This is a genomic window from Hydrogenophaga pseudoflava NBRC 102511 (assembly GCF_001592285.1).
GTDB lineage: Bacteria > Pseudomonadota > Gammaproteobacteria > Burkholderiales > Burkholderiaceae_C > Hydrogenophaga > Hydrogenophaga pseudoflava.
This window is the reverse complement of sequence record NZ_BCWQ01000002.1, coordinates 388,698-411,881: the sequence shown is the minus strand read 5'-3', so window position 1 is coordinate 411,881 and position 23,184 is coordinate 388,698. Positions and strand designations below refer to the sequence as shown.

General features: G+C 63.5%; 22 protein-coding genes and 1 pseudogene. 15 read left to right on the top strand and 8 right to left on the bottom strand.

Translation table 11 applies throughout. From position 1 onward, the window contains the following. Window positions 1–64: 64 nt before the first annotated feature. From HPS01S_RS04835 to HPS01S_RS04820, 3 genes and pseudogenes are all read right to left on the bottom strand, one after another. A pseudogene (locus HPS01S_RS04835) lies at window positions 65–1,213 on the bottom strand (IS3 family transposase). Between the two features lie 102 nt (window positions 1,214–1,315). Further along, window positions 1,316–1,699, bottom strand: a complete 384-nt coding sequence (locus HPS01S_RS04825; protein WP_066151765.1) for a response regulator — start codon at window positions 1,697–1,699, stop codon at window positions 1,316–1,318. Continuing rightward, window positions 1,689–3,299, bottom strand: coding sequence for a sensor histidine kinase (locus tag HPS01S_RS04820; RefSeq protein ID WP_084397044.1), 1,611 nt, complete (start codon window positions 3,297–3,299; stop codon window positions 1,689–1,691). The genes HPS01S_RS04825 and HPS01S_RS04820 overlap by 11 nt, the downstream gene beginning before the upstream one ends. Before the next feature lie 115 nt (window positions 3,300–3,414). Between HPS01S_RS04820 and HPS01S_RS21710 the strand changes: the two genes are divergently transcribed. The 6 genes from HPS01S_RS21710 to rfbF all read left to right on the top strand — a co-directional run bounded on the left by HPS01S_RS21710 (window position 3,415) and on the right by rfbF (window position 8,691). Continuing rightward, the gene (locus HPS01S_RS21710) at window positions 3,415–3,843 is read left to right on the top strand and encodes a hypothetical protein (protein ID WP_157576093.1); all 429 of its coding nucleotides are present in this window, start codon (window positions 3,415–3,417) and stop codon (window positions 3,841–3,843) included. Between the two features lie 105 nt (window positions 3,844–3,948). After that, complete coding sequence (locus HPS01S_RS04815; protein ID WP_255284152.1) at window positions 3,949–4,977, top strand: NAD-dependent epimerase/dehydratase family protein; 1,029 nt, start codon at window positions 3,949–3,951, stop codon at window positions 4,975–4,977. Beyond that, window positions 4,977–5,507, top strand: a complete 531-nt coding sequence (gene rfbC / locus HPS01S_RS04810) for a dTDP-4-dehydrorhamnose 3,5-epimerase (protein WP_066151761.1) — start codon at window positions 4,977–4,979, stop codon at window positions 5,505–5,507. The genes HPS01S_RS04815 and rfbC overlap by 1 nt, the downstream gene beginning before the upstream one ends. Window positions 5,508–5,573: 66 nt before the next feature. After that, complete coding sequence (locus HPS01S_RS04805) at window positions 5,574–6,869, top strand: NAD(P)H-dependent oxidoreductase (protein ID WP_066151760.1); 1,296 nt, start codon at window positions 5,574–5,576, stop codon at window positions 6,867–6,869. 38 nt (window positions 6,870–6,907) lie between these two features. Continuing rightward, the gene (locus tag HPS01S_RS04800) at window positions 6,908–7,846 is read left to right on the top strand and encodes a glycosyltransferase family 2 protein (RefSeq protein ID WP_084397043.1); all 939 of its coding nucleotides are present in this window, start codon (window positions 6,908–6,910) and stop codon (window positions 7,844–7,846) included. A gap of 71 nt (window positions 7,847–7,917) precedes the next feature. Continuing rightward, complete coding sequence (gene rfbF / locus HPS01S_RS04795; protein WP_066151757.1) at window positions 7,918–8,691, top strand: glucose-1-phosphate cytidylyltransferase; 774 nt, start codon at window positions 7,918–7,920, stop codon at window positions 8,689–8,691. A 96-nt stretch (window positions 8,692–8,787) separates the two neighbouring features. On the opposite strand, the gene HPS01S_RS04790 is transcribed toward rfbF, so the two are convergent. After that, the gene (locus HPS01S_RS04790; protein ID WP_066151755.1) at window positions 8,788–10,353 is read right to left on the bottom strand and encodes a sensor histidine kinase; all 1,566 of its coding nucleotides are present in this window, start codon (window positions 10,351–10,353) and stop codon (window positions 8,788–8,790) included. 272 nt (window positions 10,354–10,625) lie between these two features. On the opposite strand from HPS01S_RS04790, the gene HPS01S_RS04785 reads away from it, so the two are divergent. After that, window positions 10,626–11,060 carry a hypothetical protein gene (locus HPS01S_RS04785; RefSeq protein WP_066151752.1) on the top strand — a complete coding sequence of 145 codons (435 nt, stop codon included), beginning with the start codon at window positions 10,626–10,628 and terminating at the stop codon, window positions 11,058–11,060. Window positions 11,061–11,069: 9 nt separating this feature from the next. Here the strand turns inward: HPS01S_RS04785 and HPS01S_RS22350 are convergent, their stop codons facing one another. Beyond that, window positions 11,070–12,674: a methyl-accepting chemotaxis protein gene (locus HPS01S_RS22350; RefSeq protein WP_066151749.1), complete on the bottom strand. Its 1,605-nt coding sequence runs from the start codon at window positions 12,672–12,674 to the stop codon at window positions 11,070–11,072. Between the two features lie 526 nt (window positions 12,675–13,200). On the opposite strand from HPS01S_RS22350, the gene HPS01S_RS04775 reads away from it, so the two are divergent. Then, window positions 13,201–13,938, top strand: a complete 738-nt coding sequence (locus HPS01S_RS04775; RefSeq protein ID WP_084397041.1) for a Crp/Fnr family transcriptional regulator — start codon at window positions 13,201–13,203, stop codon at window positions 13,936–13,938. Window positions 13,939–14,201: 263 nt separating this feature from the next. Here the strand turns inward: HPS01S_RS04775 and HPS01S_RS04770 are convergent, their stop codons facing one another. The 3 genes from HPS01S_RS04770 to HPS01S_RS04760 are packed head-to-tail and all read right to left on the bottom strand — an operon-like array spanning window position 14,202 to window position 16,105. Further along, window positions 14,202–14,993 carry a dioxygenase family protein gene (locus HPS01S_RS04770; RefSeq protein WP_066151744.1) on the bottom strand — a complete coding sequence of 264 codons (792 nt, stop codon included), beginning with the start codon at window positions 14,991–14,993 and terminating at the stop codon, window positions 14,202–14,204. Then, on the bottom strand, window positions 14,993–15,436 hold the full coding sequence (locus HPS01S_RS04765; protein ID WP_066151743.1) for a DoxX family protein: 444 nt from the start codon (window positions 15,434–15,436) through the stop codon (window positions 14,993–14,995). Before HPS01S_RS04765 ends, HPS01S_RS04770 begins: the two co-directional genes overlap by 1 nt. 36 nt (window positions 15,437–15,472) lie before the next feature. Further along, on the bottom strand, window positions 15,473–16,105 hold the full coding sequence (locus HPS01S_RS04760; RefSeq protein WP_066151741.1) for an NADPH-dependent F420 reductase: 633 nt from the start codon (window positions 16,103–16,105) through the stop codon (window positions 15,473–15,475). A gap of 121 nt (window positions 16,106–16,226) precedes the next feature. Here HPS01S_RS04760 and HPS01S_RS04755 point away from each other — a divergent pair, with 121 nt between their 5' ends. From HPS01S_RS04755 to sufT, 7 genes are all read left to right on the top strand, one after another. Beyond that, on the top strand, window positions 16,227–17,135 hold the full coding sequence (locus HPS01S_RS04755) for a LysR family transcriptional regulator (protein ID WP_066151740.1): 909 nt from the start codon (window positions 16,227–16,229) through the stop codon (window positions 17,133–17,135). A gap of 205 nt (window positions 17,136–17,340) precedes the next feature. Beyond that, window positions 17,341–18,795 (top strand): Fe-S cluster assembly protein SufB, encoded by a 1,455-nt coding sequence (sufB, locus tag HPS01S_RS04750; RefSeq protein WP_066151738.1) that lies wholly within the window; start codon window positions 17,341–17,343, stop codon window positions 18,793–18,795. A gap of 34 nt (window positions 18,796–18,829) precedes the next feature. Continuing rightward, window positions 18,830–19,600: a Fe-S cluster assembly ATPase SufC gene (gene sufC / locus HPS01S_RS04745; RefSeq protein ID WP_066151736.1), complete on the top strand. Its 771-nt coding sequence runs from the start codon at window positions 18,830–18,832 to the stop codon at window positions 19,598–19,600. A 2-nt stretch (window positions 19,601–19,602) separates the two neighbouring features. Next, entirely contained in the window at window positions 19,603–20,907 is a 1,305-nt protein-coding gene (locus HPS01S_RS04740; RefSeq protein ID WP_066151734.1) for a SufD family Fe-S cluster assembly protein, read from the top strand. Next, window positions 20,900–22,156: an aminotransferase class V-fold PLP-dependent enzyme gene (locus HPS01S_RS04735; RefSeq protein ID WP_066151732.1), complete on the top strand. Its 1,257-nt coding sequence runs from the start codon at window positions 20,900–20,902 to the stop codon at window positions 22,154–22,156. Before HPS01S_RS04740 ends, HPS01S_RS04735 begins: the two co-directional genes overlap by 8 nt. Beyond that, entirely contained in the window at window positions 22,153–22,626 is a 474-nt protein-coding gene (gene sufU, locus HPS01S_RS04730; RefSeq protein ID WP_066151729.1) for a Fe-S cluster assembly sulfur transfer protein SufU, read from the top strand. The genes HPS01S_RS04735 and sufU overlap by 4 nt, the downstream gene beginning before the upstream one ends. After that, on the top strand, window positions 22,623–23,168 hold the full coding sequence (gene sufT, locus HPS01S_RS04725) for a putative Fe-S cluster assembly protein SufT (protein WP_066151727.1): 546 nt from the start codon (window positions 22,623–22,625) through the stop codon (window positions 23,166–23,168). Before sufU ends, sufT begins: the two co-directional genes overlap by 4 nt. Window positions 23,169–23,184 lie beyond the last annotated feature (16 nt).

Sequence of the window (23,184 nt, the reverse complement as noted above, 5' to 3'; positions counted from 1 at the left end):
GTTGAACATGGCCCTTGAGCAGCGCAAACCCAAGTGGGCTGCTGCCGGTTCCATTGACAACGACCTAAGCTTTTTGAGCTTGCTCGAACTGTACGGGACTGAGATAGCCGAGCGTCGAATGCCGGCGCCTCGGGTTGTAGAAGCACTCGATGTAGTCGAACACGTCTGAACGGGCCTGCCCTCGCGTCCGGTACACCTTCCTGGCCGTGCGCTCGGTCTTGAGAGAACTGAAGAAGCTCTCCATTGCCGAGTTGTCCCAGACCTCTCCAGCCCTGCTCATGCTGCAAGTGATACCTTGTTCGTTCAGCAGCTTCTGGAAGTGCTCACTGGTGTACTGACTGCCCAGGTCCGAGTGATGCAGCAAGGCCACCGGCTTGCCCCGGCGCCACACGGCCGTCATCAGCGCATCCACCACGAGCTGCGAGGTCATGCTCTCCTGCATCGACCAACCCACGATGCGCCGCGAGTACAGGTCCAGCACCGCCGCCACGTACAGCCAGCCTTCTGCCGTCCAGATGTATGTGAAGTCGGCTACCCATTTCTGGTTCGGGCCATCGGCCTGGAACTGGCGGTTCAGCACGTTGTCGGCCACGGCACTGCGCGCGCCACGGTCCTTGGGCAATCCGCGTCGCCGTGGCCTGGCACGCAATGCCTGCTCTCGCATGAGCCGTTCGATGCGGTGCAGACCACAAGCCTGACCTTGTTCCAGCACGTCGTGCCACACACGCCGTGCCCCGTAGGTGCGGTCACTGCGCACGAAGCTCTGGTGCACATGCGCACCCAACACCTCGTCGCTGAGACTACGCCGGCTCCTGGGCCATGTGAGCCAGGCGTAGAAGCTGCCTCGCGAGACACCGAGCGCCTCGCACAGCAGATTGACCGGCCAGGCCCCTCGGTGTTTCGCCACGAAGCCGAACTTCACATCGACTCCTTCGCGAAGTAGGCCGCGGCTTTTTTCAGGATGTCGCGCTCCATCTTGAGCTTGGCCACTTCCTTGCGCAGCCGCGCTATCTCGGCGTCCTGGGTCCTTTGCTTACCGTTGCCGGGAAACGCCTCCTGGGGCTCGTCTCGCGGCTCACGAACCCACTTGCGCAGCACGTTCTCGTGAACGTCCAAGTCCTTGGCCGCCTGGGCCACAGCCACGCCTCGCTCGGTGACCGAGCTTGACCGCCTCGAGCTTGAACTCGCGGCTGAATTTCCTTCTCGTGACCATCTGCCACCTCCAGTTTCATCTTCCACCTTAACAAGGTGTCTTTGAAACCGGCAGCAGCCCACTGCTCCAGATAGCAGGCTTTGCTCGCAGCACGTTCTGACGTTACCCTCGTTCTAGCACCTCTCGCGCCTGAGATGAGGTAAGCGGCTTGACCAGATAGCCTGTGATCAGAGGCAAGGCCTGTGCGCGACGCCGGTCCTCCGACCAATTGGACGATGTGAGCATGGTGAGCTTGAAGAGCGCACGAGGCTTCAGTTCCCTGGTCAAGGACTGAGCCACTTCGAAGCCACTGAGCAATGGCATGTTGATGTCCAGGAACACGCAGGTGGGTACAGAAATCTGGTCCTTCAACAGGAATGCGAGCCCATGTGTTGGCCGATCAAACTCGAGCACTTCTCCCTCGAACCCGGCTTTCTGAAGAGCAATGCGGTGAAAGAAGTTGTCCGTTTCGTTGTCGTCGATCAATACAACTCGGTCAAACATCATGCACAAGCCTCCTGGGCAACATGAAGATCAAGGATCGACCACCTTCGAGGGGTGACTCCTCTTGAAGCCACCCTCCATGGGCCATGGCTATCTGCCGGGCAGTCCACAAGAGAAGGGAGGATTCAGTGACCTTGTCCATTTGCGCCTCATCCTTCATGTCATCAGATTCGATGCGCGGCAATGGAGTACTGCCGCCCTGGTCGACGACGGCCAACCTTGACATTCCGTCAGCGATGTCCAGCTTGATATCAATGAGTGCCGTGGTTGATGATGAAGTTCTCAGGAGATGCGCGATTGCACTGCGCAATCCAAGATCGAACGCCGCCTCATTCACCACAAGATCGCCGTCAACCTGCGCGGTGAAACTTACCTCGTAGCGTTCAACAAGATCCTTCATGTGTGCGAGGCTGGTGTGCACCAGAATGAATGCCGGCCGCACGGACTTCGACAGTTCCCCACCGGTCTCCACCTCGCCGAATGTGCGCATGTCCTCAAGCAGGCTGTCTAACCGCCGCCCGGCCTGCTCGATGTACTTCAGACACCGTGCTGCTATGGGTGACAAGTTTCCGCTCATCTTCTCTACCAGCAGCGGGGTCGCGTTGGTGATGGCATTCACCGGCTCTTTCAAGTCATGGGATATGGCATGCAGATACTTGTCCTGCAGCACTCTTCTCCTCTGCAACTCCGCCACGTGCTGTCGCAGTTGCTGGGCTTGAAGAACCAAGTCGGTCACATCACGACAGCGCTCCACCACGCCGAAAATGCGGCCATCCTCATCGTGGGCGGGCAAATATCTGAGCTCCAGGTGCCTTTTCCCGACGCCGGGAAAATCGATCACAAGTTCCAATGGGGCATCGTGACCAGCAAGAGCTTGGTTGATCCCCGCTTTGACCGAGTCGCGGTAGAGCTCTGGGCCCAGTAGCTCCTCAACGTGCATGCCGATCAACTGTTCGCGAGGCTGCACCCAGTGCGTCTCATAGGCGGGGTTGACATACAGAAAGCGGTGCTGAGGATCAATAAATGAGCAGAGCTCTCTGCCCTCGTCGATGACACTCCGTATGACGCGTTCGTTCCTTCGCACAAGTCCCAACATCGCCTGAGACTCGCGCCGCCGCCGAGCCTCGTGTTCTATCAATCCCATGGTCAGATCTGCCAGACGCTGAAGCTGGCGCTGCAGCTCCGGAGAAATGGTGCGAGGCTCTGTGTCGAGCACGCAGACCGCGCCCAAAGCCAGGCCGTCTCCTGTCACGATCGGCGCCCCTGCATAGAACCTGAGGTTGCCGTCTACAACCAGCGACAGTTCGGAGAACCGTGGATCTTGCGCGGCGTCACGGACTGCGAGCACATGGTCTGAATCCATGATGGTGCGTGCACAGAACGACTCGTCGCGAGGTGTCTCGCTTAGTTCAACACCTCGGCGTGACTTGAACCACTGCCTCTCGGCATCGACAAGAGTGATCAGTGCCATTGGGGTGCCACAGATTCCCGCTGCGAGTGCCGTGATGTCATCGAACATCTTTTGTGGCAGCGAGTCTAGGATCTGGAAGGCATGCAGAGCCTTCAATCGCTTTGCTTCATTGCCAGGTACTGGATAGCTCATGTGGTTCCCAAAACGCAAGATGACTGTGATCAGCCAGGGGGACCAAAGGTTCCTTTGAGGTCCCCTCGAACTCCTGAGCCGGTCACAAGCAGAGGTTGGGGACAGTGCGTGAGCGATGAACTCCGGACCTCATGTGCGTCTGGAAGAAGGTGATGACCCCGGAGTCGTCGCGTGCAACGGGCCAGAGCTTTCGGTCACCCATCTCGACCTCCTTGAGGAGGCCGACCATCTGCGCTTCGCCGAATCTGGACTGCTTCATGCAGAAACTGCGTTGATGGGAATTCAATGCTTCCCGGCTGGTTCAGGTTTTCAAGGGGACTTCATCTCCGCTGTACATGTGCGCGGCTTAAGCGCGGGTTATGTGCGACTTAAATTCCACTTAAATGCAGTGGATCGCGCCACACATCGGCGCCGAACCGAGCCTGCATTGCAATTCGAAATTGAGCTAGGTCAAGCTTCGTGCGATCCGGCATTGAGTCGTTCACACTTGGCGGGCTATCCTCGAAAACGAGGTGAATATTTCGCCGTGCTGGGTGTGCCCTAAACACAATACCCCTCCGGGGTTTGAGGTTGTTTGGCGAAATCATGTGCATCGGGTCAGGCACCAGAATCACCTTTCGAAACACCTGAAGTTATTTACAAAGGCGGAATGGCTGTGAAAGTACTGGTTACCGGGATCGATGGCTATATTGGGAGTTTGCTGGGTTCGGTCCTGCTGGAGCGGGGGCATGAGGTGGTCGGCATCGATACCGGTTTCTACCGGGACGGCTGGCTGTTCAATGCCGTCAAAAGATCGCCGCAATGGATCAGCAAGGACATTCGCAACATCACCGAAAAAGACCTTGAGGGATTCGAGGCGGTGGTGCATCTGGCCGAATTGTCCAATGACCCGTTGGGCAAGCTCAACCACGACATCACCTATGAAATCAATCATGTGGGCTCGGTGGAATTGGCCAAGAAGTGCAAGAACGTCGGTGTGAGCCGTTTTGTTTACACGTCTTCCTGCAGCGTGTATGGCATTGGCGGGGACGATTTCAAGACCGAAGAATCCGATACCGATCCACAAACCGCCTATGCCAAGTGCAAGGTGAAAGTCGAGCGCGACGTGTCGCCGCTGGCCTCCGAGCATTTCAGTCCGACCTTCCTGCGCAATGCGACGGCCTATGGGCCGTCTCCGCGCATGCGCTTTGACATCGTGCTGAACAACCTGTCCGGACTGGCATGGACCACCCAGGAAATCAAGATGACCAGCGACGGACAACCGTGGCGCCCGCTGGTGCATGTGCTGGACATTTGTGATGCCATCGGCTGCGTGCTGGAAGCGCCGCGCGAGAAGGTGCACAACCAGATCTTCAATGTGGGCGCCACCTCCGACAATTACCGGGTCAAGGAAATCGCCGAAATCGTTGCCGAGACCTTCACCGGATGCGCGCTCAGTTTTGGCCAGCACGATGCGGACAACCGCAGCTACCGGGTGTCGTTTGACAAGATCAGCAACCAGCTGGGCTTCAAATGCAAACGAAATGCCAGGATTGGTGCCGAACAACTCTACGAAGTGTTCAAACGCATCGACATGGCGCCCGAAATCTTCAACTTCCGGGCCTTCACCCGCCTCAAGCAGATTGAATACCTCATCCGCACCCGCCAGATTGACGGCAAGTTGTTCTGGAGCGTTTGATGATCTTCACCGAAACCAAACTGGCGGGTGCCTATGTCATTGATCTGGAGAAGCGCGGCGATTCCCGCGGTTTTTTCGCCCGGTCTTTCTGCCAGGACGAGTTCGAGCGGCATGGTCTGATCAGCAAGGTGGTTCAGACCAATGTGTCCCTGAGCAAACACCAGGGCACATTGCGCGGCATGCACTACCAGGAATCGCCCTATGCCGAAACCAAGCTGGTGAGATGCACGCAGGGCGCCATCTACGATGTCATTGTGGACATCCGCCCGGAATCTCCGACCTACCGGCAGTGGATCGGTGTGGAGTTGACCAGCAGCAATCACCGCATGCTGTTCGTTCCCCAGCATTTCGCGCATGGATTCATCACCCTGGTGGACGATTGCGAAGTCACCTACCAGGTTTCGCAGGTGTACCACCCGGGTTCGGAGCGTGGCCTCCGATACAACGACCCGGCGCTGGGAATCATCTGGCCGCAGGAGGTCAAAGTGATTTCCGACAAAGACGCCAGCTGGCCCGACATGAACATCTGAGCGCAATAGCCGCCATATCGGTCCGCCCAGCCCGGGTGCCGCCTCACGAATTGAATATTCAAGATCATGATCATCATTGACAGCGCATTGAAGAAGCGCCAGGCCGAGAACAACCCGGTGCGGGTGGCCATGGTGGGCGCGGGATTCATGGGGCGCGGGGTGGCGCTGCAAATCATCCAGTCCACCCCGGGCATGAAGCTGGTGGCCGTGTCCAACCGGACCCTCGATCAAGCCCGGCGCGCCTACAAGGAGGCCAATGTCCAGGACGTGGCGGTGGTTGAAACCGTGGCGCAGCTCGAAGATGCGATCGCGCAAGACCGTTACGCGATCACCGACGACGCGTTTCTGCTTTGCGAGGCGCAGGGCATCGACGCGATCATCGAGGTGACCGGCGCGGTGGAATTCAGCGCCCAGGTGGTTTTCAGGGCCATCCAGCACGGCAAGCACGTGATCATGATGAATGCCGAGCTGGACGGCACGGTGGGCCCGATTCTCAAGGTCTATGCCGACAAGGCCGGTGTGGTGCTCACCAATGTGGATGGCGACCAGCCCGGCGTGATCATGAATCTGTACCGATTCGTCAAGGGAATAGGGGTGAAGCCCGTCCTGTGCGGCAACATCAAGGGCTTGCACGATCCCTATCGCAATCCGACCACGCAGGAAGGATTTGCCAAAAAGTGGGGGCAGAACCCCGCCATGGTGACCTCATTTGCCGATGGCACCAAGATTTCGTACGAGCAGGCCATTGTGGCCAACGCCACCGGCATGCGGGTGGCCCAACGCGGCATGTTCGGGCCCACGGTGGAAGCCGGCACTCCCATTACCGAGGCGGTGAATTGGTATCCGCTGGAAGAACTGCTGCAAGGCCCGGGCATTGTGGATTACGTGGTGGGGGCCGCTCCCAACCCGGGCGTTTTTGTGCTGGGCACCCATGACCATCCTCAGCAAAAGCACTACCTCAATCTGTACAAGCTGGGCGAAGGGCCGCTGTATTGCTTCTATACGCCTTACCACCTGTGCCACTTTGAGGTACCCAATACGGTGGCGCGCGCGGTGTTGTTCTCCGATGCGGCGATTGCGCCCATCGCCGGCCCGTGCGTGGATGTGGTGGCCACCGCAAAAATCGACCTGAAAGCTGGTCAATTGATTGATGGCATTGGCGGCTACATGACCTACGGATTGGCCGAAAACTCGCAGGTGGTGAATCAGGGCCGTCTGCTGCCGATGGGTTTGGCCGAGGGATGCCGCCTCAAGCACGACGTTCCCAAGGACCAGGTGCTGTGCATGGACGATGTCACGGTGCCGGAAGGCCGCTTGAGCGACCAACTCCGTGCCGAGCAAAACGCCTATTTCAGCAATTGAAACCGGTGTGGATCTGAATATCTGCGTCTGGGCAAAAAATGAACAATGCTCCGTTGGTCAGTATTGGTGTCCCGGTGTACAACGGTGAAAAATCCTTGGCGCGCACACTGGATTGCCTCCTGGGGCAAACCTATCGAAATATCGAACTGATCTTGTCCGACAACGCATCCACCGACGCCACAGCGCAGATTTGCCAGAAATACTGCGCTCAGGACCCTCGGATCAGATACGTGCGGCAGGAGAAGAACCTCGGGCTGCCCGGCAACTGGACGTTTGTTGCCGAGCAGGCCACAGGCGAGTTTTTCATGTGGGCGGCGGCCGATGACCACTGGGAGCCGGAGTTTGTAGAGGTTCTGCTCAACAAACTGCTCGCGGAACCCGACGCGATATTGGCATTCTGCCCCTACCGCCTCTTCAACAGAGAGGCGCAGGAATACGAAGGCGAACCGGTCATTGAAGACTACGGGCACCGGTATGCGCTGGTGAGAATCTACAAGCTGACCAAACAGTTGCTGGACCGCAGCAACCACGCGCTCATCCGGCGCCAGCGCGCCGAGGACATTGCATACAAGCTGTGGCTGTTTCCGAAAATCACCACGGTTTACAACGTTGCTTTCCCATCCCTGTATTTCCTGGCGGCCAAGGGCAATTTCGTTCTGGCATCACTGGACAAGCCCTTGTGGCGCAAGACCATGACCAGCAAACCGGCGCATGACGTGCCGCAGCACGCACGCCACCCGGCTCTGACCTATCTGGGCCATGTGATTCGCAAAATCCACCTGTTCTTCCGGTCGCTGGCCTATATCCGGCGTGGAGCGGATTCGTATTTGCTCATGCTGGCGTGCGTGCCGATCCTGTTGGCCAGGATGATTCACGACATTGTGGTGCCGGTGTGGGTGGTGCTGAAAGTGATTTTTTCCGGCAGGAAGATGAAGGATTTGTCCCCTCATGATTTCTGGAAAATGGGCGTTCGCTGAAAGCGGCTGAGCCAGCCCCTCAATATTTCTCATTCGGACAGATTGAACAACCCAGGCAAGGGCGCAAGGAAATGAAAGCAGTCATTTTGGCGGGAGGCTACGGAACCCGGATCAGCGAGGAAAGTGCCACCAAGCCCAAACCCATGATCGAAATTGGTGGCAAGCCCATGCTCTGGCACATCATGAAGATCTATTCCAAGGCGGGAATCAACGACTTCATCATCTGCTGCGGCTACAAGGGCTATGTGATCAAAGAGTACTTCGCCAACTATTTCCTCCACACGGCCGATTTCACTTTCGACATCAAGAACAACAAGATGGACGTGCACCACACCCAGGCCGAGCCGTGGCGGGTGACATTGGTCGACACCGGCGAAACGACCATGACCGGCGGGCGCATCAAGCGAATCAAGGACTATGTGGAGGGTGAGGCGTTCTGCCTGACGTATGGGGACGGCGTCTGCGACATGGACATGAACAAGCTGCTGGCTTTTCACCATGAGCAGAAAGCGGTGGCGACCTTGACCGCCGTGCAGCCGCCTGGGCGCTTCGGGGCTTTTGCCCTCAAAGAGGACGACAGCAAGATCCACAACTTCAGCGAAAAGACCAAAGGGGACGGGGCGTGGATCAATGGTGGCTTCTTCGTCATGGAGCCCGGGGTGTTCGACTATTTCCCGGGCGACGAATGTGTTCTGGAACAGGAGCCTCTCACGCAACTGGCGCACGAAGGCAAGCTGGCGGCACATCGCCACGAAGGCTTCTGGCAGAACATGGATACGCTGCGCGACAAGAACTATCTTGAAAGCCTCTGGGCCAGCACCAAGGCACCCTGGAAGATCTGGTGATGGGTGCATTGCGAGCACGATTGACCCCATCTGTTGGGGCGTAGCCGGGCGACGCGTCTGTGGAGCGCGCTGACAGACCGTTGGGTCCTGTCCTTGTCAGAGATCTCCGAAGTTGGATCCTGTCATTCTTCGTGGCAGACGGACGTAGAAGGTCGAACCCTCACCAGGCACAGACTCTGCCCAGATACGTCCTCCGTGTGCCTGCACGATGCGCTGGCACAAGGCCAAGCCAATCCCGTCGCCTGCGATGGCAGCATCGGGATTCGCGCGCCCGAACATCTGGAAGATGTGCGAGTGCATCGAGTCGTTGAAGCCGCAGCCGTTGTCCCGCAACGAAAGGGTCCAGTCCCCATGGGTGACATCACAGGCGAAGTCCAGCCTGGTCAACGCCTGTTCGGCGCTGTACTTGAACGCGTTGTCGATCAGGTTGGCCCAGACTTCCCGCAGCAACACCGGGTCTGCCCAGACCTCTGGCAGGGACTCCAGTCCGGTCACGCAAAATGGCCGATCCTGAAAGGACGCTGCGACATCACCCAGGCAGTCCTTGCCCAGCTGTGACATCGCAACCCAGACCGGGCTGATACCTCTGCGTCCCATGCGCGAGAACTCCAGCATGCCGTCAATCAGGGACTGCATGCGCATGCCCGCATCCACGATCTTGTGGCAATAGGCCCTGGCAGTTGCAATGTCGTCCGAGGCCAGGGTCTCCTGCACGATCTGGGCGTAGCTGACCATGTGCCGGATCGGCTTTTTCAGGTCGTGCGAAAGGGCGTGTGAAAACGCTTCAAGTGACTGGTTGGCCTCTTCGAGGTGGCGCGTTCGCTCTTCGACCATGGCCTGCAGCTTCTCGTTGGTCAGGCGTTTCTGTTCGAGCAGTTCCCTGTAGACCGTGACATCCTGGATGGTCCAGGTACCTGGAGAACGGATGCCGGTGCCGTGTCTTTCAGGGACCCCGCGGCAGCGAACCCAGCGTCGGCGGCCACGGTGGGTCGTGATCGGCAGTTCATGGTCGAACTCGTCTCCGGTTTGCATGACGCGCTGCAGGCGAAGTTGCAGGTCCTGTTGCGCCTCGGGGCAGACGTATTTGAGAAGATCCCGGAAGGTCTTGGGTGTTCCTTCCTCGGGCAGTTCCAGAATCGAATACACCTCGCTGGACCACTGCATCGACTTCGTGTCGGCGTTGAACTCTACGCGGCCAAGCCGCGCCAGGCGCTGTGCCACCTGCAGGTGGTGCTGCAGTTGGACGTTGGCACTCTCGAGCGCCCGCCGTTCACTGACATCGCTCTGGATGGAAAAATAGGCCAGCACCTGACCCCGTCCATCGCGGATGGGTTCTATGTTCAGCGTGACGGTGTAGGGCTCGCCGTTTTTGCGGTAGTTGATCATCTCGGCGCCGGAGACCGATCGTCCCAGTCGCAGCTGGTTGCCCAGGCGTTGGCTGACCCGTCTGTCGGTCAGCGGTCCGCGCAGCACCTCACCCGCGCGTCTGCCCTGCACTTCGTCCAGCGACCATCCGGTCACCCGGGTATAGGTCTGGTTCACCCATCTGATGCGCTGCTCTGCGTCGGTGATCACCACCATGTTGGCGCTTTGCTCGACGACTTTCTCCAGGATCAGCAACCAGGAGGTCAGGTCATAGAGTTCATCGGTGCTGTCCAGCAAAGCGTTGCCTCCTCTTTAAGGAACGTTTGTTGCCAGGTCGCTCGGGAAGGCACTTGGCGGCATGGATCGGGCGTGCAGACGCCTCGCATGGCCTTGATCATCGACAGGAAAACTGCGATTTGCCATGAAAATCAACGTGCTTAGTGATCAGACGCACACGGGCTTTTTGCATGTGAGCTGATCGCCGCAGTCGCTCGCTAGGATGTGGCTCGCGCCTGCACCGGTCCTGCAGTTGCTGGCGCTTTGTCAACGTTCAATCGGTGACTGCAAGCATGGAACTTTCAGCATTCGAGCAAGCCTGTATCGAGGCGCGGAGACTGGTCGCGTTGTCCGAGTGTCTGCAGGACCACTTGGAGGACGGAAGGGCGGACAGGCTTGCCGGGGTCGCCGGCATCTTCGATCCGGAGTGCGATCTGCTGCTGGATCTGGTAGCCGGCATCCATGGGGCTGGCACCTGCATCGTGGAGCTGATTGGGCGCGACCTTGCCGGCGGGGATGGCCGGCTGCCAACGCCCGTCACCAACGAAGATCTTGCACTGGCATCCCAGGAAATGCTGCATGCCGTGACCGCTGTTTCTCTGAGCTGTGAACACCTGGGACAGTCGCCCTTCGCCCGCGAGTTCGCGTTGCCTGATTTCTCTGGTCTGGCGCGAACCAGCATGGACCTGAGACTTCGGCTGCAACAGGCCCGTGCCGCCTCGGGTTGAGTGGTGCCATCAAGTCGACCGATCCGACGGGCTTGCCGGCAGACAGCCTGTTGAGTCCCGGTTGGCGCTGCTGTTCAATCGGAACCGCTCAACCGCCTGCACCAGCAGGTTGGCTTGGTTCTTGAGGCTGGCGGCTGCTGCGGCGGACTCCTCGACGAGGGCCGCGTTTTGCTGGGTGGTCTGGTCCATCTGGCTGATGGCCTCACTGACCTGGCCGACACCGGCGCTTTGTTGGACACTGGCGCTGCTGATCTCTCCGACGATGTCGCTGACGCGCTGGATCGAAGAAACGATTTCCTGCATGGTGACACCCGCCTGATCGACCAGTGTGCTTCCTTGCTCGACACGTTCAACGCTGGCTCCGATCAGAGCCTTGATCTCCTTGGCTGCCTCGGCGCTGCGCTGCGCCAGGTTGCGCACTTCTCCGGCCACCACCGCAAAGCCACGGCCCTGTTCGCCAGCCCGAGCCGCTTCCACCGCGGCGTTCAGGGCCAGGATGTTGGTCTGGAACGCGATACCGTCGATCACGCCGATGATGTCGCTGATCTTGCGGCTGCTGTCGTTGATGTCGCGCATGGTCTGCACCACCTGACCCACGACGGAGCCACCCTGCCTGGCCACCGTGCTTGCGCTGAATGCCAACTGGTGGGCCTGGCGGGCATGGTCGGCGTTCTGGCTGGCGCTCGACCCCATCTGCTCCATGGATGCAGAGGTTTCTTCCAGCGCCGATGCCTGCTCCTCGGTGCGTTGGCTCAGGTCCGCGTTGCCTTGTGCGATCTGCGCACTGGCGGTGGCCACGTTTTCAGCGTTCCCGCGCACCTCACCCACCACCTTGACAAGGCTGTCGTTCATGGCCTTGAGCGCGCGCAGTAGGTCAGCGGCCTCGTCCTCTCCTTGGGGCTCAATGTTCGAAGTCAGATCACCGGCGGCCACTGTGGTGGCCACCTTCACCGCTTCGTTGATGGGGCGGGTAATGGAGCGTGTGATTGCAACAGCCAGCCCCACACCCATCAGGAGGGCAAGGCCGGTGGCGCAGATCATCGCCACTTCCACCATCACCTCCAGCTGCTGAGACAGCTTGAATTCCTGTGCCGCCACGTCGATCTGGTGGCGGGTGAGCTGGTCCGACAGACCGATGGCGGTCTGGGCCAGGGGTTCGAGCTTGTCGTTGTGGATCCGCCGGGCCGCCTCGAGATCACCATTGCGCACCGCGGTCAGCACCGCCATCAGGCCGTCGTTGACGAACGCAGCGCGTGCCGGCGTGTAGGCTTGCGCCAGTCTTGCCTCCTGTGGAGCCAGATCACCCGCCATGTAGCTGTCCCACAGCTGGCCGATGCGTGTGGCATTGGCCTGGACCATGGACTGGTTCTTGTCCAGGGACTGCGGGTTGATCAGTGTGTCCATGACCAGCACCCGGTTGGCCAGCATCAGCTGGTTGATGGTGGCCAGGTTGCCCAGGGGCACCGTACGGTCTTCGTAGATGGTCCGGCTTTCTGCCGACAGCTTGGCTGCACCCACGAAGCCCGTGGTGGCCATGCCCACGATGAGCAGCAGCAAGGCACCGAAGGCCAGGCCAAGTCGTTTGCCAATCTTGATGTTTGAAAGGATGCGCATGTCTAATCCTCGTGTAGTTGAACGCAGGAGGCTTTCGGCACACCGGCAGAAGCCTTTGGTCATCCGGATATCCGTCCATGGCCTTGACTGCGACCGGAACGGGCAGGCGCAAGGATGGCTGGAACTTTCAGCATCGACGACGGAAAGTCGCCCTGAAGCGCAGAAATGGGTGGTCTTTTGCTCTATCTGGCCGCTCAGTGATCAAACGCGCACATGGAGGGCCATCTGGCGATGGCCGTGTGTCTTCAATGCGCCGCACGGACCGTGGTTGGGCAGGTCATGGGCCGGACTTTCCTCATGTCGCCCGGCCACGCGTGGCCTCCACATGCAGGGTTTTGACATTGGTCAGTGACAGAACGGCGTCGGTCTGCTATCAAAAACAGCGTGCTTAGTGATCAGACGCACATGCGCTCTGTTACAAGCTGATGCAACGAGAAGCTGCGCCGGTACCATGCTGCACGCTCCGAAGGAGCAGGCGCAAGCGGTTGGGCGTTGTCGATCAGAGGTTGCACATGCGGTGTGACCCATGAAGGATCTCCGAGAATTTCCCGTGAACATCAGCAAGAACTCCCTGCGAACTGGCGGACCGGGCACCACGCCCCGGTGCGACCATTGCTCCACCCGGGGGCGTTGCCTGCTGGCGGTGCTGCCATCACCGCAGCACGAACACTTCCGGTCACTGGTGCGAGAACGCTCGGTGGCGGTGGGCGAGACGGTGGAAAAACAGGGCGCCCACGGCCAGGTTCTTGGGGTGGTCAAGGTGGGTCTGCTCAAGGGTCTGAGGCGAGGGCCCGGAGGCGACGGCAAGACCATCATGCTGGCGGGCAAGGGACGTCTGATCGGCTTCACGCAGCCGTTCGGACAGCCCGCGCTGCTGAGCCTGCTGGCCATCACGCCGACGCGCATTTGCGAACTGCCGGTGCAAGCGGTCAACGACATGGCCATGCCCCAGTCGCAGTTTCAACAGGCGCTGTACAGAATCACTGCCGACTTCCTGGGTTGCATGGCCGACTGGTCGCGCCTGCTGCGCGAGGACAGCTACCTGGCCAAGGTCTGCGCGGCCCTGCACCTGATTGCGGCGGAAGAGGGCCACCACGCCTTCCGCATTCCCAGCCACACCGAACTGGCCAGTGTGCTGGGCACCCGCCGCGAAACCGTCGCCAGGCACATCGCCATCCTGATCGAGCGGGGATTGCTCAGAAAGGTGGACCGATGGCATGGGGTGCTGATCACGCCTGATTGCAGTCTGGTCTGGGAGCGTTGAATCGCTCCGGGTTTCTTGGACACCCGTGAGCGGTCCGGATGAGCCGCCCCGCGTGTCGGTGGATCATTTCCTGGCTGAAGTACCGCACGGACGGGATGGCGGTGCCCGCTCCGATTTCGATCACCACCGGGCGCGTGACCTCGCCCAGCCATCGCTGCTGCTGACGCCACTGCGACCGGGTCGGTCCTTCGATCCACTCGCCATCTCCAAACATCAGGATGTTGGGTCTGGCCAGGGTGTCTGTCGCCCAGTCCTGGAGGACTTCAGGCGGCGGCCAGGCCGAACGCGTAGGAATCCATGGCCAGCACGCCATGCGCAATGCCGCCTTCGATCACGGTGGCCGGCGGGGCGCCGGCATCGGCCGCACCGGCCGCCACCAGCAGTGGCCAGAAGTGCTCCGCCGTCGGATGCGCACGCCGGGCACCGGGAGCGTCGTCCAGCGTGCGCAGCAGGCGGGCGTTGTCGCCTTGCTCCACCGCTTCGCGCACCCAGCCGGCGAATGCAGACACATAGGCTTCATCGGCACCATGGCTTGAGCGGAACTCGTACAGGTTGTGCGTGAGGCTGCCCGAACCGACGATCAGCACACCGTCCTCGGCCAGCGGGGCCAATGCCTGCCCGAAGGCCCAGGCGCGCGGCGCATCCAGCCGCGAGGGCAGTGAGACCTGGAACACCGGCACCTCAGCCTCCGGGAACAGGTGCAGCAGCGGCACCCAGGCGCCATGGTCCAGGCCGCGCCGCTCGTCGGCCTGCGCCGGCCATCCCGCCTTCGAGAGTCGCTCGATGGCGCGCCGGGCCAGTGCGGCGTGGCCTGAGGCCGGGTAGCTCAGCCGGTACAGCGCCGGATCGAATCCGCCGAAGTCGTGGATGGTGCCGGGCTGTGCAGCGGTGCCCACACGTGGCGTGGGTGTCATCCAGTGCGGTGACACCACCAGCACAGCCTGCGGACGGGGCAGGTAGCGGCCCAGCGCCGTCAGCCGGGGGCCGGCCACGCCGGGGTCGATGGCAAACGTGGGTGCACCGTGCGAGACAAACAGGCTGGGCAGGCGTGGCATCAGCGTTCTCCGGTGAGGGTCCGGTCGACCGAGAGTCGGCCGCCACCGCTGAACAGCAGGGACAGCGAGGCCGCGAACAGGGCCAGTGCGTATTCGTAGCCGCCCTTGTCCATGAAGAAGCCGTTGCCGATGTGCACCGCGAAGATGGCGATCAGCATCGCGAAGGCCAGGGCTGCGGCCGCCGGGCGAACCAGCAGACCCAGGATCAGCGCCAGGCCACCGAAGAACTCGGCCGCGCCGGCCAGCAGGGCCATCAGGTAGCCCGGGTTCAGGCCCACGGAGCCGAAGAACTGGCCCGTGCCTTCCAGGCCATAGCCGCCGAACCAGCCGAACAGCTTTTGCGCGCCGTGTGCGGCGAAGATGATGCCCACGGGAATGCGCAGGGCGAGGGCGGCCGAGCCGTTGTCGGTGGCCAGGATGCGGTGCAGGAACGAGTTGCTCATGATGATCTCCGTTGAAGGTGTGGCGGGTGGTGGTGTTCAGGCCCTGTGGACCCAGGTCGGTGCGATCGCCGTGCCCAGACCCGCGCCATAGCCCAGGTAGATGTTCAGGCCGGCCAGTGGTTCCAGGTAGCGCGCGTTCTTCAGGCCGCCTGCGTCGACCACCTCGAAGCCCATGCTCTGGGCCAGCGCGGTGGCGGTCTGCTTGGCGCGGGCACTGTCGCTGGCCACGAAGACGGTGACCTTGCGGCCCTCGCCGAAATCGGCGCCGTCGCCGAGCACCTGGGCAAAGACGGTGTTGAAGCCCTTGACCACCTCGGCACCGGGCGCGGCCTTGGCGATTTCTTCCGCGGCCGAGCTGCTGTGGCCCAGGGTCAGACCCATGTAGTCGGCGGTCAGCGGGTTGGTGATGTCGATGACGACCTTGCCCTGCAGATCGCCCACGGCCTGCAGCGCCGCGGCGGCGTCGCCGTAGCCGGTGGCCAGCACGACGGCGTCGGCCCCGTTGGCCGCGCCGGCCACAGCGACGGCTTTTGCGCCGGGGTGGGCCGCCGCGACCTGTGCCGCCTTGGCGCTGTCGCGGGCGGTGACGCTGACCTCGTGGCCGGCGCGGACGAGTTGCTTGACGAAGGCCGAGCCCATGTTGCCGGCGCCGATGATGGTGACTTTCATGATGTGTCCTTTGGGTTGAAGCAGCGGCTTGCTGCGATGGACTGAACTTTAAAATCCCGTCATCAATAGATAAAGACTTAATAAGTGAATTGACTGTCCCGAAAGCCGGCACAATAGGCGCATGGATCGGTTTCAGGAAATGCGCGCTTTTGTCGCTGTGGTCGATGCGGGCAGCTTTGTGCGCGCGGCCGAAGCGCTGGACATTTCGAAGACCGCCGTGTCGCGGCTGGTCGGCGACCTCGAGACCCGGCTGGGCGTGAGGCTGTTGCACCGCACGACACGCAAGCTGTCGCTCACGCCCGAGGGTGAGCTCTTTCACGAACGCTGCCGCCAGCTGGTCGACGGTGTGGCCGAGGCCGAGGCCGAGTTGTCCACCCACGCGGGCGAGGCCATCGGACAGTTGCGCGTCAACGTGCCGGTCACCTTCGGCGTGCTGCATCTGGCGCCGCTGTGGCCGGCCTTCATGGCGCAGCACCCGAAAGTGACGCTGGACGTGACGCTGTCCGACCGCCTGGTCGATCTGGTCGACGAGGGCTTCGATGTGGCGGTCCGCATTGCGCGCCTCCAGGTGTCCTCGCTCATCAGCCGGCAGCTGACCACGACGCGGCTGATCCTGTGCGCCTCGCCGGAGTACCTTCGCCGGCACGGCGCGCCCCGGCATCCGGCCGAGCTGGCCGGGCACTCGGTGATCGCCTATTCGTTGCTGGCCGCGGGGGACCAGTGGGAATTCTTTTCGTCGCAGGGGTCCAGGGAACCGATCCAGGTGAAGGTGTCGCCCCGCATGCGCACCAACAGCGGCGACACCTGCACCGCCGCCGCCCTGCAGCACATGGGCCTGGTGCTGCAACCCTCGTTTCTCGTCGGGCCGCACCTGGACTCGGGCGCGCTGGTGGAGGTCATGCCCGGCTTCCGCTCCACCGAACTCGGTGTGTACGCGGTCTACCCGAGCCGCCGGCAACTGACCCCCAAGGTCCGTGCGCTCATCGACTTCCTGGTGGACGCGTTCCGCATGCGGGCCTGGCCGGCCTGAGACATCGGCAGGGGAGCGTGCAGCGCGCGACAGGGTGACGGCTGCACCGGCAATGACCCTGGCAGACAAGCGGTCAACGCCGCTTTTTGTGGTCATCGGCATTAAAGATGCATATCATATGAATCTTTAAAAGAGGCTGCAGATCAACACCAAAACCACTTCGGTGGCGCATCGAATCTGCACCCATCGCCGCAGGAGCCCCACCATGACCACCGTTGAACAGGCACCGCCGCTGACCCAGGCGTTGCATCAGCCCTACCAGCACGGCTTCGTCACCGACGTGGAGACCGACTCGCTGCCACCGGGGCTGGACGCCGACACCGTGCGCGCCATCTCGCGCCGCAAGCGCGAACCCGAGTTCCTGCTGCAATGGCGCCTGGCGGCACTGGAGCGCTGGCAGACCATGGAGCATCCGCACTGGGGCCAGCTGCGCATCGAGCCCGTGGACTTTCAAGCGCTGAGCTACTACTCGGCGCCAAAGTCCCAGAAAGACGGCCCCAAGAGCCTGGCCGAGGTCGACCCCAAGCTGCTGGAGACCTACGAAAAACTTGGTGTGCCGCTGCACGAACGGGCCCGGCTGGCTGGGGTGGCGGTGGACGCGGTGTTCGACTCGGTGTCCGTGGGCACCACCTTCCGCGAACAGCTGGCCGAAGTCGGCGTGATCTTCTGTTCGTTCTCGCACGCGGTGCAACACCACCCCGAACTGATCGAACGCTACCTCGGCACCGTGGTGCCACCGGGCGACAACTTCTATGCGGCACTGAATTCGGCGGTGTTTTCCGACGGCTCCTTCGTCTACATCCCCAAGGGCGTGCGCTGCCCGATGGAGCTGTCGTCGTACTTCCGCATCAACGCCGCCAACACCGGCCAGTTCGAGCGCACGCTGATCATTGCCGAAGAGGGCAGCCATGTGAGCTACCTCGAAGGCTGCACCGCACCGCAGCGCGACCAGCACCAGCTGCACGCGGCGGTGGTCGAGCTGGTGGCGCACGACGATGCTCACATCAAGTATTCGACGGTGCAGAACTGGTACCCCGGCGACGAACAGGGCCGCGGCGGCATCTACAACTTCGTCACCAAGCGCGGTCTGTGTGCGGGCCAGCGCTCGCACATTGCCTGGACACAGATCGAGACCGGTTCGGCCATCACCTGGAAGTACCCGAGCGTGGTGCTGCGCGGCGACGATTCGCGCGGCGAGTTCCATTCGATCGCCGTGAGCAACCATTTCCAGCAGGCCGACACCGGCACCAAGATGATCCATCTGGGCCGCAACACCAAGAGCCGCATCGTCTCCAAAGGCATCAGCGCGGGGCACGCCCAGAACAGCTACCGCGGCCTGGTGCGCGTGGCGCCCACCGCGAGCGGTGCCCACAACCACACGCAGTGCGACTCGCTGCTCATCGGCCCGGACTGCGGAGCCCACACCTTCCCGTACATCGAGGCCGCGCGCGACGACGCCATGGTGGAACACGAGGCGACCACCACCCGCATTTCCGAAGAGCGCCTGTTCTATTGCCAGCAGCGCGGCATCCATCCACAGGACGCCACCGCCCTCATCGTCGGCGGCTTCTGCCAGGCGGTGCTGGACGAGCTGCCGATGGAGTTCGCGCTCGAAGCCAAGGCGCTGCTGGCCGTCTCGCTCGAAGGCGCCGTCGGCTGAGCCCCACCCCCCGATTTCCCAGGAGAGAACCACCATGACCCATGCCGAACCCCTGTTGCAGGTGCGCGATCTGCGCGTTGACGTTGGCGGCCGCCACGTGTTGAAGTCGATCTCGCTCGATGTCCCCGCCGGTGCGCTGGTGGTGCTCATGGGCGCCAACGGCAGCGGCAAGAGCACACTGGGCCTGACGCTGGCCGGCCATCCGCGCTACCGCGTGGTCGGCGGCGAAGCCCGCTTTGCGGGCCAGGACCTGCTGGCCATGAGCCCCGAGGCGCGCGCCCGCGCCGGGCTGTTCGTTTCGTTCCAGGCACCGCCCGAGATCCCGGGCGTGAAGAACAACCTGTTCATCCGCACGGCCCTCAACGCCGTGCGCGAGGCGCGCGGCGAAGCACCGCTGGATGCCTTCGATTTCCTGGGCGATGCGCGGGCCACGGCCACCCGTCTGGGCCTGCCCGAGGCGATGCTGGCGCGCCCCGTCAACGACGGTTTTTCGGGTGGCGAGCGCAAGCGCAACGAACTGCTGCAACTGGCCCTGCTGCGGCCGCGCCTGGCGCTGCTCGACGAGATCGACTCGGGCATGGACGTGGATGGCACCCGCGCGGTGGTGGAGCTGGTGCAGTCGCTGCGGGCGCAGGGCACGGCCTTCGTGGTGGTGTCGCACTACCTGCACCTGATCGAGTCGCTGCAGCCCGACGCGGTGCTGCGGCTGGACCAGGGCTGCATCGCCGAGACCGGCGACCTGGAACTGGCCCGCCAGATCGAGCGGACCGGGTTCACGCGCACGGCCGACGCGCTGGAGGTCTGAGCATGGACACCGCACGCGCCGACATCCTGGCCGCCCGCCACCGACTGGAAGACGCCGGCTGGGTTCCCCGCAACGCCGATGCGTTTCGCCATCTGCCGCCACCCCCGGCCGCCGTCTGGCTGGGCGAGGCGCCCGAAGCCACATCGACCCCCTGCGACGCCCACCCGCTGAGCGGCGCCGGCTGGACACTGCACCCGCTGGGCGACACGCCGCAAGGTCGCGTGGATGCCCGCTGGCTGGACGCCGCCGACCCGGCGCAGCGCCAGGAGCTGTTCGCCGGTCTGCCGCTGCCGACCCACCCCGATGGCGCGATGGCCCCCGACACCATCGCCCAGCACGACGCCGCGCCGTTCACCTGGGTGCATCGCGCGCTGTGCCGTCGCGGCTTGCGGCTGCGCATTGGCGGTGAACACGCCAACAGCCGCGGTGCGGCCGAGACGGTGTGGATACAGCTGAGGCACCAGCCACGCAGCGCGGTCGAAGCGCCGATGCTGGTGATCGATGTGCAGGAGGGCGTGCACTGCGTGCTGGTGGAAACCCATCACCGTGAACCGGTGGCCTGCGAACAGCCGGTGGTGCAGAACCTGCACGCCCACATCCGCCTGGGCGCGGGCGCCACGCTGCAGCACCTGCGCAGCGTGCGCCCCGGCGCCGCCGACCAGGTTGCCCACCATCTGCAGCTGCAGCTGGGGCAGGGCGCGCGCTACGAACAGGGTCTGATCGCCACCGGTGGCCGCTACCACCTGCAACGCCAGGAAGTTGGGCTGGCGGGCGAGCGTGCCCAGGCCCACAGTGCGGGCCTGCTGCTGGCGGCCGCCGCCAACGTCGAACAACAGGTGCGCATGCTGCACACCGGCGAGCGCACCCACAGCACCATCGAGACGCTGGCGCTGGCCAGTGGCGCGGCGCGCGCAGTGGTCAACGCCCACACCCGCATCGCCCCCCATGCCGCCGACGCCGAGGTGCGGCAGCGGCTGACGGGCGTGCCCACCGGCGGCCAGCCCCGGCTGGTGTTGCGGCCGCACCTGGAGATCCACCACGACCAGGTGCAGGCGGCCCACGGCGCCACCTGGGGCGCCTTGCCGGAGGACGCGCTGTTCTATGCGCGCCAGCGCGGCCTGGACGAACGCAGCGCGCGCGGGCTCATCATCGAAGGCATGGCCACGGCCTTGCTCTCGCGGGCGTTGGGCGATCCCCAGGTCATCGAGTCGCTGGGCCTCGCGGGCCTGCTGCGCGAGGTGGTGGCCCAGCACCTGGGTGGCGACCCCGCCGCCCCCATGGCCCAGCCGGAGGCCGCACATGGGTGACGCCTTTTTGATCGATCCTCTCGCGCCCGATACCGTGCGCACGCAGTTCCCGGTGCTCGCGCAGCGCATCCACGGCGCGGAGCTGGCCTACCTCGACAACGCGGCCACCACCCAGATGGCCCTGCCGGTGCAGGACGCGATGCGCGCCTTCGAGCAGCACGACCGGGCCAACATCCACCGCGGCGTGCACGTGCTGAGCCAGCGCGCCACCGATGCGTTCGAGCACGCGCGCAGCACGCTCAAACGCTTCGTCGGCGCGGGCGCAGACCACGAGCTGGTGTTCACCTCGGGCACCACCGATGCGCTGAACATGGTGGCCCATGGGCTCTCCACCCGCGGCATGCGGTCGGCCTGGCTGCAGGCGGGCGACGAGATCGTGGTCAGCGGCCTGGAACACCACGCCAACCTCGTGCCCTGGCAGCAGGCGGCGCGGCGCACCGGGGCCGCGCTGCGCGTGCTGCGGCCCGATGCCCAGGGACGGCTGCACGCCGCCGACCTGCGCCGCCTGCTCAACCCCCGCACCCGCGTGCTGGCGCTCACCGCCTGCGCCAACGCCACCGGTGAGCGGCCGCCCTACGAGGACTTGCTCCAGCTCGCCGCCGGCGCGGGCGCGCTGACCGTGCTCGACGCGGCCCAGGCCGTGGCCCACGGCGGGCCCGACCTGTCGTCGCTGGCCTGCGACTTCATGGCCTTCTCGGGCCACAAGATGTACGGGCCCATGGGCACCGGCGCATTGGTGGGCCGGCGAGCCGCGCTGGAACGCCTGGAGCCCCTGCGCTACGGCGGAGACATGGTGGCCTGGGCCAGTGCCACCGAAGCCAGCTTTGCCGAACTGCCGGCGCGGCTGGAAGGCGGCACGCCCAACGTGGCGGGAGCGATCGGCATGGCCGCTGCGGCGGGCTTCATCGACGGGGTCGGGCGTGATCGCATCGACGCCCACCTGAACGCGCTGCGCGAACACGCGGTGGCGGGTCTGGCCGAGCTGCCCGGCATCACGGTGCTGTCGGCCCACAGCCGCGCATCGGCCATCGTCTCGTTCGTCGCCGACGGCGTGCACCCGCACGACATCGGCACCTTGCTGGACCAGCGCGGCATCGCCGTGCGCACCGGCCACCACTGTGCCCAGCCGCTGCTCGAACACCTGGGCCTGGGGCCCACCACGCGCGCCTCGTTCGCGCTCTACAACACGCACGCCGAGGTGGAGCGTCTGCTCGCCGGCGTCGCGCACGCCATGAAGGTGTTGCAATGACTTCAGAAACCGCCGCCGAACTCGACCTCTACCAGGAGGTGGTGATGGACCACAAGCGCGCGCCGCGCCACTTTGGCCCGCTGGCCGCGCCGACCCACCAGGCGCGCGGCCAGAACCCGCAATGTGGTGACGACCTGCAGGTGGCCCTGGTGGTCGACAACGGGCGGGTGGGCGACATCCGCTTCCAGGGCCAGGGCTGCGCGATCTGCATCGCGTCCGCTTCCATGATGACCGAGGCGGTTCTGGGGCAGGAGGTGGCGCAGGCCCAGGCCCTGCAGGCGCGCTTTCGGGCCGTGCTCACGGGCCAGATGGCGCCCGAAGAGGCGCACCTGGGCAAGCTGGTCAGCCTGGCGGGCGTGCGCCACTACCCCGGCCGCATCAAGTGCGCGCTGCTGGGCTGGCACGCCCTGATGCACGCGCTGGGCGCCGAGGCCGGCAGCGCCAGCAACGCGCCGGAGGCCACGCCATGAGCGCGCCCCGCGAACGGGCGGTGGTCACGCGCACGGTGGCGGTGACCTGCGTGCCCGACGGAACCCCCGCGGAACTGACGGCCGGCACACTGGTGCAGATCACCCAGGCGCTGGGCGCGGCGTTCACCCTGCTGGTGGACGGCCAGCTGATGCGCCTGGCGGGTGCCGATGCCGACGCCATCGGCAAGCCGGTGCCTGTGGCGCCGGTGCTGGCGGACGTGGAGGGGTCTGAGGGTGTGCGGGCACAGGTCTGGCAGACGCTCAAGACCTGCTACGACCCGGAGATTCCGGTCGACATCGTCGAGCTCGGTCTGGTCTATGGGTGCGACGTGCTGCCAACGGACGGCGACGGGTTCAAGGTGTCGATCAGGATGACCTTGACGGCGCCCGGCTGCGGCATGGGCGACATGCTGGTGGACGAGATCCACGAAAAGCTGCTGGCCTTGCCCCAGGTGGCCGATGTCGACCTGGAGTTCGTGTTCGATCCGCCCTGGGACCGCTCCCGCATGTCCGAAGCCGCGATGCTGTCACTGGGCTTGTGACACAGCCCGGCCCGGA

Excerpts from the sequence above, each read along its gene's own strand:
- HPS01S_RS04825 (WP_066151765.1), bottom strand. The coding sequence starts at position 1,699 with ATGATGTTTGACCGAGTTGTATTGATCGACGACAACGAAACGGACAAC.
- HPS01S_RS04820 (WP_084397044.1), bottom strand. The coding sequence starts at position 3,299 with ATGAGCTATCCAGTACCTGGCAATGAAGCAAAGCGATTGAAGGCTCTG.
- HPS01S_RS21710 (WP_157576093.1), top strand. The coding sequence starts at position 3,415 with ATGAACTCCGGACCTCATGTGCGTCTGGAAGAAGGTGATGACCCCGGA.
- HPS01S_RS04815 (WP_255284152.1), top strand. The coding sequence starts at position 3,949 with ATGGCTGTGAAAGTACTGGTTACCGGGATCGATGGCTATATTGGGAGT.
- rfbC (WP_066151761.1), top strand. The coding sequence starts at position 4,977 with ATGATCTTCACCGAAACCAAACTGGCGGGTGCCTATGTCATTGATCTG.
- HPS01S_RS04805 (WP_066151760.1), top strand. The coding sequence starts at position 5,574 with ATGATCATCATTGACAGCGCATTGAAGAAGCGCCAGGCCGAGAACAAC.
- HPS01S_RS04800 (WP_084397043.1), top strand. The coding sequence starts at position 6,908 with ATGAACAATGCTCCGTTGGTCAGTATTGGTGTCCCGGTGTACAACGGT.
- rfbF (WP_066151757.1), top strand. The coding sequence starts at position 7,918 with ATGAAAGCAGTCATTTTGGCGGGAGGCTACGGAACCCGGATCAGCGAG.
- HPS01S_RS04785 (WP_066151752.1), top strand. The coding sequence starts at position 10,626 with ATGGAACTTTCAGCATTCGAGCAAGCCTGTATCGAGGCGCGGAGACTG.
- HPS01S_RS22350 (WP_066151749.1), bottom strand. The coding sequence starts at position 12,674 with ATGCGCATCCTTTCAAACATCAAGATTGGCAAACGACTTGGCCTGGCC.
- HPS01S_RS04775 (WP_084397041.1), top strand. The coding sequence starts at position 13,201 with ATGAAGGATCTCCGAGAATTTCCCGTGAACATCAGCAAGAACTCCCTG.
- HPS01S_RS04770 (WP_066151744.1), bottom strand. The coding sequence starts at position 14,993 with ATGCCACGCCTGCCCAGCCTGTTTGTCTCGCACGGTGCACCCACGTTT.
- HPS01S_RS04765 (WP_066151743.1), bottom strand. The coding sequence starts at position 15,436 with ATGAGCAACTCGTTCCTGCACCGCATCCTGGCCACCGACAACGGCTCG.
- HPS01S_RS04760 (WP_066151741.1), bottom strand. The coding sequence starts at position 16,105 with ATGAAAGTCACCATCATCGGCGCCGGCAACATGGGCTCGGCCTTCGTC.
- HPS01S_RS04755 (WP_066151740.1), top strand. The coding sequence starts at position 16,227 with ATGGATCGGTTTCAGGAAATGCGCGCTTTTGTCGCTGTGGTCGATGCG.
- sufB (WP_066151738.1), top strand. The coding sequence starts at position 17,341 with ATGACCACCGTTGAACAGGCACCGCCGCTGACCCAGGCGTTGCATCAG.
- sufC (WP_066151736.1), top strand. The coding sequence starts at position 18,830 with ATGACCCATGCCGAACCCCTGTTGCAGGTGCGCGATCTGCGCGTTGAC.
- HPS01S_RS04740 (WP_066151734.1), top strand. The coding sequence starts at position 19,603 with ATGGACACCGCACGCGCCGACATCCTGGCCGCCCGCCACCGACTGGAA.
- HPS01S_RS04735 (WP_066151732.1), top strand. The coding sequence starts at position 20,900 with ATGGGTGACGCCTTTTTGATCGATCCTCTCGCGCCCGATACCGTGCGC.
- sufU (WP_066151729.1), top strand. The coding sequence starts at position 22,153 with ATGACTTCAGAAACCGCCGCCGAACTCGACCTCTACCAGGAGGTGGTG.
- sufT (WP_066151727.1), top strand. The coding sequence starts at position 22,623 with ATGAGCGCGCCCCGCGAACGGGCGGTGGTCACGCGCACGGTGGCGGTG.